The 14,805-nt window shown below is 69.7% G+C and carries 15 protein-coding genes; 5 read left to right on the forward strand and 10 right to left on the reverse strand.

The window, feature by feature from the left end:
- Positions 1–509: 509 nt before the first annotated feature.
- The 3 genes from JGS22_RS10250 to JGS22_RS10260 form a co-directional block, all read right to left on the reverse strand.
- Positions 510–1,319, reverse strand: a complete 810-nt coding sequence (locus JGS22_RS10250) for an RNA polymerase sigma-70 factor (protein ID WP_236073709.1) — start codon at positions 1,317–1,319, stop codon at positions 510–512.
- A gap of 200 nt (positions 1,320–1,519) precedes the next feature.
- Complete coding sequence (locus tag JGS22_RS10255; RefSeq protein ID WP_236073102.1) at positions 1,520–2,209, reverse strand: carboxymuconolactone decarboxylase family protein; 690 nt, start codon at positions 2,207–2,209, stop codon at positions 1,520–1,522.
- A 149-nt stretch (positions 2,210–2,358) separates the two neighbouring features.
- The gene (locus JGS22_RS10260; RefSeq protein ID WP_211041664.1) at positions 2,359–2,784 is read right to left on the reverse strand and encodes a nuclear transport factor 2 family protein; all 426 of its coding nucleotides are present in this window, start codon (positions 2,782–2,784) and stop codon (positions 2,359–2,361) included.
- A 121-nt stretch (positions 2,785–2,905) separates the two neighbouring features.
- Here JGS22_RS10260 and JGS22_RS10265 point away from each other — a divergent pair, with 121 nt between their 5' ends.
- Both JGS22_RS10265 and JGS22_RS10270 read left to right on the forward strand, forming a co-directional pair.
- Positions 2,906–3,508, forward strand: coding sequence for a PadR family transcriptional regulator (locus JGS22_RS10265; RefSeq protein WP_211041665.1), 603 nt, complete (start codon positions 2,906–2,908; stop codon positions 3,506–3,508).
- A 26-nt stretch (positions 3,509–3,534) separates the two neighbouring features.
- The gene (locus JGS22_RS10270; protein WP_211041666.1) at positions 3,535–4,341 is read left to right on the forward strand and encodes an SGNH/GDSL hydrolase family protein; all 807 of its coding nucleotides are present in this window, start codon (positions 3,535–3,537) and stop codon (positions 4,339–4,341) included.
- Between the two features lie 182 nt (positions 4,342–4,523).
- Here the strand turns inward: JGS22_RS10270 and JGS22_RS10275 are convergent, their stop codons facing one another.
- From JGS22_RS10275 to JGS22_RS10305, 7 genes are all read right to left on the reverse strand, one after another.
- Positions 4,524–6,263 (reverse strand): type VI secretion protein, encoded by a 1,740-nt coding sequence (locus tag JGS22_RS10275; protein WP_211041667.1) that lies wholly within the window; start codon positions 6,261–6,263, stop codon positions 4,524–4,526.
- Positions 6,264–6,265: 2 nt separating this feature from the next.
- A complete protein-coding gene (locus tag JGS22_RS10280; RefSeq protein ID WP_236073104.1) occupies positions 6,266–7,783 on the reverse strand; it encodes an ATP-binding protein in 1,518 nt (505 codons plus the stop codon).
- Between the two features lie 291 nt (positions 7,784–8,074).
- Entirely contained in the window at positions 8,075–9,625 is a 1,551-nt protein-coding gene (locus JGS22_RS10285) for an SCO6880 family protein (protein WP_211041668.1), read from the reverse strand.
- Entirely contained in the window at positions 9,622–10,899 is a 1,278-nt protein-coding gene (locus JGS22_RS10290) for a hypothetical protein (RefSeq protein WP_211041669.1), read from the reverse strand. Before JGS22_RS10290 ends, JGS22_RS10285 begins: the two co-directional genes overlap by 4 nt.
- Positions 10,889–11,707, reverse strand: coding sequence for a DUF8175 domain-containg protein (locus JGS22_RS10295; protein ID WP_211041670.1), 819 nt, complete (start codon positions 11,705–11,707; stop codon positions 10,889–10,891). The genes JGS22_RS10290 and JGS22_RS10295 overlap by 11 nt, the downstream gene beginning before the upstream one ends.
- Before the next feature lie 251 nt (positions 11,708–11,958).
- On the reverse strand, positions 11,959–12,120 hold the full coding sequence (locus JGS22_RS10300) for a hypothetical protein (RefSeq protein WP_211041671.1): 162 nt from the start codon (positions 12,118–12,120) through the stop codon (positions 11,959–11,961).
- A gap of 17 nt (positions 12,121–12,137) precedes the next feature.
- Positions 12,138–12,308 (reverse strand): hypothetical protein, encoded by a 171-nt coding sequence (locus tag JGS22_RS10305; protein ID WP_211041672.1) that lies wholly within the window; start codon positions 12,306–12,308, stop codon positions 12,138–12,140.
- A gap of 146 nt (positions 12,309–12,454) precedes the next feature.
- On the opposite strand from JGS22_RS10305, the gene JGS22_RS10310 reads away from it, so the two are divergent.
- The 3 genes from JGS22_RS10310 to JGS22_RS10320 all read left to right on the forward strand — a co-directional run bounded on the left by JGS22_RS10310 (position 12,455) and on the right by JGS22_RS10320 (position 14,309).
- On the forward strand, positions 12,455–12,751 hold the full coding sequence (locus JGS22_RS10310) for a GntR family transcriptional regulator (RefSeq protein ID WP_211041673.1): 297 nt from the start codon (positions 12,455–12,457) through the stop codon (positions 12,749–12,751).
- A gap of 311 nt (positions 12,752–13,062) precedes the next feature.
- On the forward strand, positions 13,063–13,374 hold the full coding sequence (locus JGS22_RS10315) for a hypothetical protein (protein ID WP_211041674.1): 312 nt from the start codon (positions 13,063–13,065) through the stop codon (positions 13,372–13,374).
- Positions 13,374–14,309 carry a WXG100 family type VII secretion target gene (locus JGS22_RS10320; protein ID WP_211041675.1) on the forward strand — a complete coding sequence of 312 codons (936 nt, stop codon included), beginning with the start codon at positions 13,374–13,376 and terminating at the stop codon, positions 14,307–14,309. The genes JGS22_RS10315 and JGS22_RS10320 overlap by 1 nt, the downstream gene beginning before the upstream one ends.
- The last annotated feature ends 496 nt before the right edge of the window (positions 14,310–14,805 follow it).

A 14,805-nucleotide genomic window follows, 5' to 3' on the forward strand; every position in this document is an offset into this window, starting at 1 on the left:
GTGGTCCGGAAACCCGGAGGGGGAACGGGGGGACCTGCGCCGCCTTGCGAGTACGTGAAGTGCGCGTTCTCGCCGCAGTGTTCGCGAGCGTAGAAAGGTCCAGACCATTGGTCAAGGGTCTGGACCGAAGTACGAGGAGTGGCGGTGCTCGCGAGCACGGACGGTACGGGCGCGTGTGCGGGGTGCGACGGTTCCGGCGGGCTTCCGCGAGCGAGGTGTCCACCGTATACGGCGTTGACGGCGCTCGGCGGCGCTCGGCGGCGTTGGCGGCGTTGGCGGCGGAGCCCGGCGAACTCGGCGGCGTGCGGCGGGAGTTCGTGGTGCCGGGTCTGGCAGCCTGGTCTGTTCGGCTCCCCTCGGCGGGGGATGGGCTCTGCGATGAACCAACTGTGCACAGAGCCGCGAAAGTTGGTCGCGGCGCGGCGCGGCGCGGTCGCGGTGCCGGGTCCGCGGGCCGCGACGCCCCCGCCTGCGGCGTGCAGGGCAGGGGCATGCCGATGGTCGTCGAGTCAGCGTTCGAAGCGGGTCGGTTCGCTCATCCGGGTGAGCTTGTGGGGGTTGTTGACGGCGTAGATGCGGGTGATCAGGCCGTCGACGATCTCCAGGGAGCCGAGCGCCGCGAATCGGCCGTCGGCCTCGATCCACAGCCCGGGCCCGCCGTTGACGGGCACGGTACGGCCGTCGATGGCGACGTGCCGGTGGCCGGCGGCGAGCAGCCGGGCGACCTTCTCCGCTCCCGCCACCGGGCGCAGCGCGGCCTTCACGAAGCCGCCGCCGTCACCGACGAACACCACGTCGGGGGCGAGGAGTTCGAGCAGCGTGTCGAGGTCACCGCCGCGCACGGCCGCCAGGAAGCGCTCGGAGACCTGCTCGCGTTCGGCCGCGCTGACCCGTACGCGGGGGCGTCGCGCCTCCACGTGGGTACGTGCGCGGCGAGCGATCTGCCGAGTGGCGGCGGTGGTCTTGTCGAGCGCGGCGGCGATCTCCTCGTGGGACACCGCGAACACCTCGCGCAGCACGAACACCGCCCGCTCCACCGGTTGCAGCGTCTCCAGCACGGTCAGCATCGCCATCGAGACGCTCTCCGCCAGCTCCACGTCCTCGGCGACGTCGGGTGTGGTCAGCAGCGGCTCGGGCAGCCACTGGCCGATGTACTCCTCGCGCCGGCGCGCGACCGTACGCATCCGGTTCAGCGCCTGGCGGGTCACGATCCGCACCAGGTACGCGCGCGGCTCGCGCACCTGCTCGCGGTCGGCGCCGGCCCAGCGCAGCCAGCTCTCCTGTACGACGTCCTCGGCGTCGGCGGCCGAGCCGAGCATCTCGTAGGCGACGGTGAACAGCAGCCCGCGGTGGGTGACGAACGGATCGTCGGCGGCCGGGGCGGGCCCGGCCGGGTCGTCCGGGACGCGGTCGTCTGTCGTGCGGTCGTCGGCTTCGCGATGGTCGGCCGCGCGGTCGCCGGCGTCGCGGTTGCTGCGGGGCGGGGGTGTGGGTCCGGGCACCGCACCACGATCGGTCATCACGAGGACGTCGGCCTTTCGCCCCGCCGAGCCGTGCGTTCGGCGGCGGGAGCTCCGCCGGCGGGAGCTCCGGCCGCCGGCGCTCGCGCGGCGGGGCTCTCACCGGCCGGGTGTTCGGGCGTCGGGCGTTGCGCCATGGGGCGCAGGCCGCAGGAGGCGGAGAAGCCCTGCGACTCGATCCCCAGCGCGATGTTGGTCCTGGCCGCCTGGTTGGCCATCGCGACGTAGGAGGTGAGCTCCACCAGTGCGGGTGCGCCGAGCTCGGCGAGGAGACGGGCGGAGAGCTCGTCGGTCACGGTGGGAGGAGTGAACGACATCGCCTCGGCGTACTCCATCACGTCGCGTTCCAGAGGTGTGAAGGCCTCGGACTCGCGCCAACCGGGCACCTCTCGCGCCTTGTTGACGTCCAGGCCCTTGTGGTGGGCCTCGAAGTAGCCGAAGTCCAGGCACCAGGAGCAGCCGACGAGCGACATCACGGCCAGGTGCGCGTACGACTTGAGGCCGCTGTCGCAGGCATCCCACTTCTGCGTCCTGCGTCCCTGGGCGAGCCCGGTGTGGAGCACGCGGCGGTTGTGCCAGAGCACGCCGAGCGGCTCGGGGGTGTCGCCGAACATCCGCCTGGTCATCCGCGTGACCAGCGCTCCGTACGGGCCGGTGATGCTCGCCGGGGGAATTCTGGTGGTGGACATGGTGCCCTCCCGCTGTCCGGGGCCTGGTGCGGCGTACGGCTGTCTGTGGCCGTACGGTCGCCTGTCTGGTCCTGCACCCATACAGACACCGGCCGCGGGAGGGATGTGACACCGCGTCCCGCTGCGGAGCCCGTTCCCGCGCTGCTGTGCTACTCCGTGCCGCCCTGTGCGGTTGCTGCTGCCTGCGCGGCCGTCGCCTCGGCGGTGATCCGGTCGAACTGGGCGCCCATCGCCTCGGCCAGTGCGTTCGCCGCCGACAGCGGGCGGACCATCACCTGGAAGTCGTCGATCAGGCCGTTCTCGTCGAGGTGGAGGAAGTCGCAGCCGTTGATCTCCAGGCCGTTCACCGTGGCCCGGAAGACGAGCGCCTGGTCGCGGCCGTCCGGGCCGGTGATCTCCCGTACGTAGCGGAAGTCCTCGAAGACCCGCCCGACGCCGCGCACGATGGCGGCGGTGAGCGCCCGGCCCTCGTACGGCTTGAACGCGACCGGGCTGGTGAAGACGACGTTCTCGGCGAGCAGCTCCTCGACTGCCCCGAAGTTCCCGGCCTCCACTGCGGTGCGGAATGTGTCCACGATGCTTCCTCCCTGCTCGGGCTGCGGGTGCCCTCGGCGGTGGCGGTGCGCCCGGCGGCTGAGCTGCTGATCGATTTGATTACTCAAAAAGGTTACTACTCACTTCCGCTACTCTTGGCCCATGGCACTACGCAACGCGGTACTCGCCGCCCTCCTGGACGGCGAGGCGTCGGGGTACGAGCTGGCCAAGGGCTTCGACGCCTCGATCGCCAACTTCTGGATGGCCACGCCCCAGCAGCTCTACCGCGAGCTGGCGCGGATGGAGTCCGAGGGGCTGCTGTCCGCGCGCGTTGTGCGGCAGGAACGCCGCCCGGACAAAAGGCTGTTCAGGCTCACCGACGCAGGACGTGCGGCGCTGCGCGAGTTCGCCGCCGCTCCGCCGAAGCCCGGCACCGTCCGGGACGAGCTGATGATCAAGGTGGCGATGCTCGACGACGCGGAGCCGGGAGCGGTCCGCGTCCACATCGAGGAGCGCGCCCAGTGGGCCCGCGCCAAGCTCGAACGCTACGAACGTCTCCGCGGCCGGTTGCTCGACGGCCGCACCGAGGCCGAACACTTCCGCGAGGGCGAGCGGGTGGGCCCCTACCTCGCCCTGCTGCGCGGTATCGCCTTCGAGCAGGACAACCTGCGCTGGTGCGAGCTGGCCCTCACGGTCCTCGACGCCCGTGAGGCGCCGGGCGGTCGCGACGACGAGGCCAACTCCCGCGACCGCAGAGCTCGTTGACCGTCCCGCACCGCTTCGGAGGACCCGTGCCGCAGTACCACCGCTATGTCGCTGTCGGCGACAGCCAGACCGAGGGCGTCGGCGACGGCGACGACGCCGGCGGGCTGCGCGGCTGGGCGGACCGCCTCGCCGTCCGGCTGGCCGCCGAGAACCCGGAACTGGGCTACGCCAACCTCGCCGTCCGGGGCCGTACGGCGCAGCAGATTCATGCCGAACAGCTGGCTCCCGCACTGGAGTTGAAGCCCGACCTGGTCAGCATCGTCGCCGGGATGAACGACCTGATGCGGCCCCGGTGCGACATTGCGGAGGTGGCGGACCACCTGGAGGCGATGTTCGCCGCGTGCACCGAGGCCGGTGCCGAGGTCGCCACCTTCACCTTTCCGGACGTGTCCCGCTTCTCGCCGTTCGCCCGGCCGCTGCTGCCGCGTGTCGTCGCGCTCAACTCCCGGGTGCGCGAGCTGAGTTCGCGGTACGGAGTGCACTTGGCGGAGATGTACGGGACGCCGGTGGTCACCGATGCACGGCTGTGGAGCCCCGACCGGCTGCATGCCGGTCCGCTCGGCCACCAACTGCTCGCCGACGCCGTCGCCGAGGTGCTCGGGCTCCCCGATGCGGACGACTCCTGGACCCGCCCGCTCGCGCCACGTCCGGCTCCCGGACTGTCGGCGACGGTGGCCACCGAGCTGAGGTGGGTCGGTACGTTCCTCGGACCGTGGCTCGGCCGTCGGCTGCGCGGTCGCTCCTCCGGCGACGGGCGCACGGCCAAACGCCCGCAGCTTCTGCCCGCGGAGCCCCTGACCCTGCCCCTGCCCCTGCCGGACAGCCTCGGCTGAGGCGGCGAGAAGGCGCCGGACGCCGGACGGCGGACAGCGCGGGCCGTGGCGGTGGCGATGGCGGGCCGGTCGGGTGACGGCCGGCTGCTGCGCGCGCGTACCTCAACGCCCCGCCAACGGGCCGTAGTTGACCGTGCCTGCCTGCGCGGCTTCGTCGCGTAAGTGCTCGTGCGCCGGTGCCGTCAGACGCGGGCGCGCAGCTCCGGCCACCAGGCGGCGGCCTGATCGGGGGAGCGGTGGTGTGCGTGGACGTCGAGCCCGTGGGTGGGGCCCTCGGCGAGGAGCACCGGCAGGGTGGGCAGCGGCGCCACGGTCGCCGGGGTGTCGAGGACCACGGTCATTGGTGGGTCGAGCCGGCCGGAGGATGACCGTGCGGCCATGCGGCGGCCGAGCTCGACCACGTGTGTGGTGAGGGCGGTGACCAGCGGCATCGCGCCCGGATCGCGGCGCGGGTCTTCCCGGGAATCGCCCAGCACATAGAGCGTTCCCCCTTCGGCGACGAATGATTCCAAGGCGAGGACATCGGCTCGGTTCGTCGTGCAGGAGTTGCGCACATGCAGCTGGGCCAGGCAGTCGAAGGCGTGCCGGATCAGCGCGGTCGCCTCGTCGCGCCGCTCCGGGTGGCCGATCAGCGCCGCCTCCAACTCGCCTGCCGCCCCCGAGTGGGCCGCCTTGTGCTTGCGCAGTATCCGCACCGCGTCGCTCGCCGAACCGGCCACCGTCGTCCAGCGGTGTGCCTGCTTGAACGGCTGTCCGTCCACCGCCGCCGCGTGCAGGGCGCAGCGCAGCAGGGTGAGCGCGGTGTCGTGGGTCGCCTCGTCGATCTTCGCGGGGCTGCGTACGGGTGCGAGGAGGGCGGCGGCGCGCGAGGCGGCGGTCTCCATGTCCTGGCAGCCGCGCTCGGGCGACCAGCGCAGCCGTACGGGCGCGTCGGTGATGTGCGTCGGGTCGTACAGGTGCGTCGGCCCCAACTTGCCGCGTGCGCCCACCGTTTCGGCCCAGAGCGCCGGGTCGGAGGTGACGACCAGCGCCGGCCCGCTCGCCTCGGCCAGCACCTCCGCGGGGGACGCGTCGCGCGGCAGCGGCGCGGCGTCGGCCACCACCGACGAGGCGAACGGGGCGATCAGCGCGGCCGCCGACGCCCCCTGCCCGGCCTGCGGCCCGGCTTGGTCCTCGGCCCGGGGCGAGGTCTGCGGCTCGGGCCGGACGGGCTCGGGCCGGGCGGGCTGCGCGGCCGTTGCCTGCGGTACGTGCTGCGCCGCGGCAGCTGCTGCGGCGCCCGTACGGTCGTCGGACGCCGTCTCCGGGTACGCGTGGGCCGCCGAACTGCCCGTCCCCGCGCCGAAGTTGACCTGCGTGGGTACGCCCGTCGCCGTCTCGTGCCCGGCAGGCGCCGCCGGGACGTCCCCGGGCACCTGCGCACCCGCACCCGCCGCGCCCGTACCTGCCCCGCCCGCGCCGGAGCGGCGCGTCGCGGCGCTCGCCCGGCGGGCTTCGGCGCCCGCGTGGCGGGCCTCCTCGCGCGCCGCCCGGCGCTCCGCGCGGCGGATGCGTCGCTTGGCCAGCGCGCTCATCACCACTACGGCCGCGGTGAAGAGCAGCATCAGCTGGCCCACCAGCAGGCCCCAGAACAGGCCGGGCCGGGCCAGCTCGTCCGCCGACGCCTGCGGCCAGGCGCTCGCCGGCTCGCCCGGTTCGCCGACCAGCGCACGCACCGCGCTCGCGCTCTGTCCGATGCTGACGCCGCTGGGCCAACTCCCGTGCGTCACCAGGGCGGAGAGGCCGGCGGCGAGCCAGACGAGGACCGTCGAGGAGAGCAGCAGGCCCAGCAGTCCGAGCAGCAGACCGTCCGGCACACCGCCGGAACTCCGGCCGCCGCCCTGCCGCCCGCCCGCGCCGCCGTACTCCGGGTACTCCGGCATTCTCACGCCACCGTTTCGTCAGCCGTCGAACTGTGCTGCGCGGAACCACCCCGCCCGGGGAATCCGTGGCCCCGGTGGCCCGTCGCTCCGCCCGGCAGTGCGCCGGAGCTTCCGTCGTCCTTCTCGAAGGAGAGCGCCCGCCGTTCGGTCTCGGCCTCCAGCGCCTGGTCCAACTCGTCCAGTTCCGAAGCCGGTTCGAGGCCGGGGCCGGGGGAGGACTCGGTCATCGCGCGGTCGGTGAAGACCAGCGGGCGTTCCGCCTCGCTCACCAGATGCTTGACGACCTGCACGTTTCCGTTGACGTCCCACACTGCGATACCGGGCGCGAGCGTCGGGATGATCTCCACCGCCCAGCGCGGCAGCCCGAGCACCTGGCCGGTCGCCCGCGCCTCGTCGGCCTTCTGGGCGTAGACGGTCCGGGTCGAGGCCATCTTGAGGATCGCCGCGGCCTCGCGGGCGGCGGCGCCGTCGACCACGTCGGAGAGGTGGTGCACTACGGCGACGAAGGAGAGGCCCAGCCGACGCCCGAACTTCAGCAGCCGCTGGAAGAGTTGGGCGACGAAGGGGCTGTTGATGATGTGCCAGGCTTCCTCGACCAGGAAGATGCGCTTCTTGCGATCGGGCCTGATCCAGGTGTGCTCCAGCCAGACGCCGACGATCGCCATCAGGATCGGCATGGCTATGGAGTTGCGGTCGATGTGCGAGAGGTCGAAGACCGTCAGCGGCGCGTCCAGGTCGATGCCGACCGTCGTCGGCCCGTCGAACATGCCGCGCAGGTCGCCGTCGACGAGCCGGTCCAGGACCAGCGCCACGTCCAGGCCCCAGGAACGCACGTCCTCCAGCGCCACGTTCATCGCGAGCGCCGACTCCTCCTCGGGGTGGCGCAGCTGCTCGACGATGTCGGTCAGCACCGGTTGGCGTCCGACGACCGTGGAGTTGACGTAGCTGTGCGCCACCTTCAGCGCGAAGCCGGCGCGCTCGTCGAGCCCGTGGCCCATCGCCACCTCGATGATGGTGCGCAGCAGCGCCAGCTGGCCGGTGGTGGTGATCGACGGGTCGAGCGGGTTGAGGCGAATTCCCTTGTCCAGCGCGGCAGTCGGGTCGAGCCGGACCGGCGTGATGCCCAACTCCTCGGCGATCAGGTTCCATTCACCGACGCCGTCCTCGCCCTGTGCGTCGAGAACGACCACCTGCCGGTCGCGGAACCGGAGTTGGCGCAGCACGTACGTCTTCTCCAGCGCCGACTTGCCGTTGCCGGACTCGCCGAGCACCAGCCAGTGGGGGGCGGGCAGTTGCTGCCCGTAGAGCTGGAACGGGTCGTAGATGTAGCCCTTGCCGCTGTACACCTCGCGGCCGATGATGACGCCCGAGTCGCCGAGGCCGGGCGCGGCGGTCGGCAGATAGACGGCCTGCGCCTGCCCGGTGGAGGTGCGCACCGGCGTACGGGTCGTCTCGGTCTTGCCGAGTACGAAGCTGGTGAACGCGTCCGTGATCGCTGTGATGGGGTCAAATCCGGCCATTCGCCCGCTCCTTCCTCGCCCTGCACACAGACCGCGCATCCCGCGCGGACCACCTCGTACGTGTGCCGCGCGACGCCCCCGCGCCCCGCGGAGGCCGTACCGCGGACACGGTCCGCACCACGTCCGGGTCCCGTGCCACACGCGCACCCCGTACCCCACTCGTACCCCGCGAGGCGACCGTCACCCGGGCGTCCGTTGCCCGGGCCCCCGTCGCACCGCCGCCGACCGCCTGCGTCGTGCGCGTCGCCGCGGTCGTCCCCGTGCGGTCCCGGCTCAGCTCCCGATCGCCGCTCAACGCTTGATACCGGTCGCGAACGGCATGGTGTTCACGAACGCCCGGTGGTGCTCGCGGTCGCACCACTCCAGCTTCAGGAAGCTCTTGCCCGCGGCTGCGCGGATGGTGCGCCTGTCCCGCACCAACGCGTCGGGGTTGCGGGAGGACACGGTCAGATAGCCGACCAGGTTCACTCCGGCCGCGCCGCTGGCGAGATCGTCGCCGCGCTGGTCGACGCGGCCGTGGGCGGCGACGTCGCGGGGGTCGATCGTACGGTTCATCTTCGCCTGACGGGACGCGTCCGCCTCGTCGTTGGTCTTCTCCGTCAGCATCCGCTCGATGGCGACCTCGGTGGGCTCCAGGTCCATGCAGACCGCGACCGTGCGGATCACGTCCGGTGTGTGGACGAGCAGCGGGGCGAGGAAGTTGACCCCGACCGGCGTCATCGGCCACTCCTTGACCCACGCCGTCGAGTGGCACCACGGCTCGCGCGTCAGCGATTCGCGGGTCTTCGCCTGGAGGTACGTCGCCTCGGTCGCGTCGAGCTCGGCCGGCCAGGCGTTGCGCATCGTCATCGCCTGGAGGTGGTCGATCGGGTGGTCCGGGTCGTACATGGAGTGGATCAGCGAGGCCATCCGGCCCTGCCCGAGCGGCTGCCGCACCCGAATGTCCGCCTCGGTCAACCGGGCGCAGATGTCGGTGAGTTCACGCGTCATGATCAACGCGATGCCCTCGTCCTTGGAGAGCTTGCGCCCGCGCGAACTGCGCGCGGCCTTCGCCAGCGTGCTCGCCTCGGCCGCCAGCTCCCGCCCGTACGTCATACAGGCGACCAGATAGGCGCGGTGCTGCTCGCTGGAGGTCGACACCATCGACTGGAGCTGCTCGTAGGACTCCCGCAACCACTCCGGGGCGGCTGCGTCGCCGCGCTGGGCTACGTCCTTGGCGTGCGCGTCCGGGTCGGCGGGCAGCGTACGGGCCAGCATCTGGAGCCGGGTGACGTAGCCGTCGCCGTTGGCCACGTGCTTGAGCAGCGTGCCGAACCGGTCGACCAGCGCCTCCTGGTCCTCGCTGTCGCGCAGGCCCACACCCGGGCCCTCGATCTCGATGGCGGCCGTCACCGTACGGCGGTCGGCGTGCAGCAGCACCGCGATCTCGTCCGGCCCGAACGGTGCGGACAGCCAGCTGATCCGGCCCACCCCCGGCGGCGGCCCGACCTCCACCTCGCGCCCGTCCAGCCGAACCCCGGCCTCCGCGGCGTCCGAACGGTACACAGCATCTCCCTTGCGCAGCAGACGCCGGTACGAGCGCTTGATCTCGTACCAGCGGTAGAACGTCCGGCCCCCGTACGGCATGTACACCACCGCGAGCGCCAGCATGGGCAGGCCGACCAGCATCACGATCCGCAACGAGAGTACGGGCACCAGCAGGCCGCTCATCATGCCGAGGAACCCCCCGACGACGATCAGCGCGATCTCGCCGGTCTCCCGGTTCTTGCCGACGATCGCGTTCGGCCGTGCACGCCCGATGACGTACGTACGGCGCGGTGCGATGAGGTGCGGAGTGGTCATCGGCGGTTGCCTCCACCGCTGTTGCCCGAGTTGCCCTGACGCGGGGGCGGCGGGGCGGCGCTGCGCGAACCGTGCGCCGCGACGCCGCCGGCCACCGAGTTGGGCTGCTTCTGCTGGCCCTGCTGCGGGGCGGAGGAGGCGTTGCCGCCGCCGCGCGCCGAGTGGGTGTTGATGCCCTGCCGCAGCATCGCCGCCGGCGTGGACACCGCCGCCACCGCCTTGCCGGAGGCAGGATCGGCGCTCGCGGCCCGGTGCTTGACGATCTCGTCGCCGAATCCGGGTACGAAGCGGTAGATCATCGCCGAGGCGAAGATGGCCAGAATGATGATGGCCAGTCCGGAAACGATCGCCGAGAACGAGTCCGGGCCGTCTCCCGACGACAGCGCGCCGGCCAGGCCCAGCACGATCATGATCACCGGTTTCACCAGGATCACCGCGATCATGATTCCGGCCCAGCGGCGGACGTGGCCCCAGAGGTTCTTGTCCACCAAACCGCTGTAGACGACCACGCCGAGCAGCGCACCGACGTACAACAGCGCGGCCCGGATGACCAGTTCGAGCCAGAGCACACCCGCGGCGAGCACCGAGACCAGCGAGACGACGATCAGCATGATCGGCCCGCCGCCGATGTCCTCGCCCTTCTCCAGCGCCTCGGAGAACGTCCCGAAGAACTTGTCCGTCTCCGACCCCGTCCCCGAGGCGATGATGTCCGTCACCGCGTCGGTGGCCGAGACCATCGCGTACAGCGCCAGCGGGGTGAAGGCGGAGGCCAGCACCACCAGCCACAGGAAGCCGATCGCCTCACTGATCGCCGTCACCATCGGAACGCCCCTGATGGCGCGCTTGGTCACCGCCAGCAGCCACAGGATCAGCGTGAGGATCGTCGACGCGGCGAAGACCACGGCGTACTGGCGCAGGAACGCGGCGTTGGTGAAGTCCACGTCGGCGGTGGCGTTGACGGCGTCGGACAGCTTCTCGACCGTCCACGACGCCGCCTCGCCGCAGCCCCGCGCGAGCGCGGCGAGCGGGTCGAGAGTGTCGACCGTCTCGCTCCGCTCGTTCCCACCGCCGCCACCGCCACCGGTGGCGTCCTCACCCTCCTCGCAGTACTCGCGGGCCAAACCCGAGACCAGGTCGCAGGGGTCCTCGCTCTCCTCATCGCTCGGAGTAGGACTCGGGGAGGGGTCCGCCACGGCCGGACGAGCCATGGCCATGGCGAAAGCAGGGACTGCGAGTACCGGTGCCAGAACCCGTGGGAGTCGACTAGCGCGCATACGTGAACCCTCCGAACCCCTCCACCGCTTCGGCGATCTCATCCGCCGAGGAGGCACGGTTGTCACCAGGCACCGGGCTGGGGCCCTCCGTCTGCTTCGAAGCAGTGATCTTCCAGTCACCGTTTGACCAGTTCAGATTCTGGGTGACGGTGAACCAGGACTCCTTCACCGGCGTCGTCGAATCCTCGCCGGTGAGCCCGATCAGTCCCACGCACCAGACTTCCACCGTGGCCGAATCCGACGTGTAGTCGGTCACCTTGGCGCCGATCGGCGTCGTGCGGGACACGAATGTGGAGCCCTCGGGCGCTTCGCCTGCTTCGTCCAGGCCGACGTTCTGAAGGAACTTCTCCGAGTACGCCTTGTCCAACCCGGGGCGCAGCTTGTCGCCGCTGCCAGTCGTGTAGATCGTGCTGACTATGGCGTCCCGCGAAGGCTTCTTGAACATCCCGTCTCCGCCCAGCGCCACCGCGTAGTTGGTGGCCGCGCTCTGGGCCCCCTGCTCGCTCTGGGCGAAGCCGGAGGGGATGCCGTCGCCCTTCCCCGGGACCGGCTTCTCGCCGGTGGGCGCGGTGGGACGGGCGTCCTCACCCTTCGCGTCGTCGCCGCGACCGCCGTCGCTCTCCTCGCCGCGTGTGGCGAACGCGATCGCGGCGATCAGCAGCATCACGACACCCACCACGACCAGCATGCTCTTGCCCGGTCGCATGGGGGCCGGTCTCGGGCCGCCCTCGTTCTCCGGCAGGCGCGTACGAGTGCCCTGACGGCCCGTCGTCGCGTGACCGCTCTCGTCGCCACCGCCGAAGCTCATGCTGCGCGTGCCCCCTCAGGCCGAACTGCCTACCAGTGTCGAACCATTGTCGCCTTATTCGACGGTAGCGGTGGCATCGGTCCTGTGGGGGCCTGGAGCACAATCCGCGAACCTCTCCCGGCAGCTGAGGGTCAACCGGGAGCGGTCCGTGCTCAGTTCGCGAAACGACAGGGACTCAGGCTACGAAGAGCTTCGAGAGCGCTGTGGGCGCCCTGAGCGCGGTCGTGGGAACCGTGTGACGTGTGTGGCGATCACCGACCACCCAATCGCCCCTCCTCGCGTTCGGTCTGCTCGCGGTGGATCGGACAGCGGCACGGCGGCAGCGCCATGCTCAGCTGGAACGGGCTGCACTCCTTGGCGTCCACGACGTGCTCGGCCTTGATGGTGCGACGTTCACCGGTACGGGGGTTCACTACGTACACCTTGATCCTCAACATGGCACCGCCGAGGTGTGGAACAGCCTCCAGGCTGTCTGCTCGTACTCCCGCTCCGCGGCGAGCAGGTACGGCCGTACGAGCCGCGAGGCGTCCCCGTCCAACGGCTCTTCGAGCGCTTCGGTACGCCGCCATCTGGCAGCGATACGGGCGATAGCATCCTTCATGTCGACCTGCCTCAAACCAGGTTGGCCACGCCCCGGGACTGTTGACGCAGTCGCCGGGGTCTTCTGTCGCAGTCAACCTAAACCACATGAGTGCACCTGTCTACCCACGTATGCCCGTGTAGGTCTACGTGTTCGAATAGTCGTTCATGAGTACAGTTCTGGAGGTGGAGTTTGATCCGAGGTATCCGAAGTGGGTTCAGATCGCCGATGTAGTGCGTGAGCGCATCGCGTCAGGCGAGTACCCGCCGCGCGCCCTGATCTCCGAACTGCGGCTGGAGCAGGAGTTCGCAGTCGCCCGGGTCACCGTTCGCAAGGTGACGCGGGCTCTGCGCGAAGAGGGCCTCATCACCACCCACCCCGGCATGGGCTCCTTCGTCACCGACAACCCCACCCAGGCGGGGGACGGAGTCGAGTCGGGCGACGCGACCGACGGCAAGCCGTAGCCACCTAAACCCACGCCGCCGCTGGTTCGCCCGCCGCGTCGAATCGCGCCTTGAGTGGTCTTTGACGGGAATAGCTGGTTGCGTCCAATAAGGACGGCGATCGAAGTGAATTCCCTTTCGTTGCCATACTTCCGCGTCCTCCCTCGTGAAGGGACAGATGGCTCGCGCACGGCCATGCACGCTGTGTAACCTCTGTGTGCGTGCTGCCGTCGGGGGCCCAGAGGCGGCAACAGCAGGGGATGAGCCGCCTCGGGACGTAACGGTACGTCGCGAGCGAACGGCCGATTCAACGTGTCATGAAAGAGGGGGCAATGACCAACGGCTACGACGTCGAAAGCAGTTCGCTACGTGCCTACGCGAAAGCTGTCGATGATGCTGCCGCCAGGATCGAGCGCATCCGAAAGCGAACGTCAGCACTGACGATCCCGGACCACGCATTCGGCAAACTGCCGGAGTCGGGCGCACTCAAAAAGGACTACGAGGACAAGTCGGAGCAAGCCGCCAAGGATCTGACCGACGCGATAGACAGCATGGAACTCATCGCCAAGGGCATGCGCGCCTCCGCCGGTGGTTACGACGACAACGAAGACGTGCAGAGCGTCCGGTTCGGGGGCTCGAACTGATGACTGCCGAGTGGCGAAACGAGGGCGACGCACTCACCCGGATCAACTACACCCCGGATTCGCCGGGTTCGGTGCTGGACGAGATCGTGCGTGACGTGCTCAAGCAGTTCAATGTCGATGAACTGCTCGAGAAGGTCAGCGGCGACAACGAGAAGCTTCTCGCGGTCGCACAGAAGTGGCGTGATGAGGCGACGGCTCTGCGTGGCGTCGTCGAAGACCTCCAGGCGGAGCGCAAGACGCTGCAACGGTCCTGGACAGGTCCGGCCTCCACGGCGTTCGGCGTGGCTGCCAACGGATTCGAGCTTGCCCTGCTCGGCGAGGCCGACGACATGGACACCACGGCCGAGTTGCTGGAACTTGCCGCGCTCGAGTGCGGCGAGGCGGAGCGGCTCATGCTCGACCTCGTGGTCGAGCTGGTGCAGAGCATCGCGGTGACCGCCGCGACGAGCGCCATCCTCTCCCTGGTCACTTTCGGCGCCTCCGCGGCCATCGGTGCAGTGATCTCCGGAGCGAACATCGCCTATCGCGTAGCGCGCGGTGTGCGTATCACCGCTCAACTCGCAGAGCGCTTGGCCCGCTTGTCGCGCCGCATGCAGGCAAGGCGGAAACTTGAAGGTCTAAAAGGGAAATTTGACAAGCTCGACGAGATAAAGAAGAAGAAGGAGGTGGATCGCACGACCGGGGAGGAGCAGTTCCTTCAGAAGTACAAGGAGATGCAGAAGGAAGTTAAGAAGGGCGTCGGCAAGACGGTCAAGCGCGGTCTTGACGTCAAGCCTGTCGGTCCGATTAAAGAGGCGCTCCTCGGGGATGAAGACGCAGCTGTCTCCGAGGTCAGGGACAGTTATGAAAGAAGACCTGAACAGCAGACTTTCGCGGATCGGTTGGAGAATCCAACACCGGTGCAGAAGAGGTCGGTTGAAGAGGCTTTCGGGTAGGCCGATAGTTCTTCGAGGAGTGTCGGGCTCTTCGACTGTGGTGTGACAAGTATCGGTGCAAGATAAGTGGTTGACGGATGGTGAAATCGGGTGGGCAGTGCGGTCCGCCTCGATAATTCGAGTGGAGTCATCAATGCTGGATAGCCGAGAAGCGGTGGACCCGCCGCCCGGAGGCCTCCTCGGTGCGCGAAATGTGGTGCCTGTCGGGTTGAAGCGGCCTGCGCTGATGAGGCGTTCGAAAGTACTCGAAGGAGCTAAGGAGAAGCGCGAAGGAATCAAGCTTCCATCGACGCCCCGGGATTGTCTGGAGTTCCTCTATGCGCCATTCTCGTATGTGTTTGAGAGCTTGATTCAGCGTCCAACGGACCGTTGGGTTGGTGAACCGTTCGAGCGCGCGTTGAGCAGGCTCAGTGACCGCAACCGTCGAGTGTCCCGTCAGAAGGGGACCATGGGTGATCGGCTGAGGTGCGCCTTGTTCCCGCGTGGGCGTATCGGG

It is taken from the genome of Streptomyces tardus (assembly GCF_018101125.2).
Taxonomy (GTDB): Bacteria; Actinomycetota; Actinomycetes; order Streptomycetales; family Streptomycetaceae; genus Streptomyces; species Streptomyces tardus.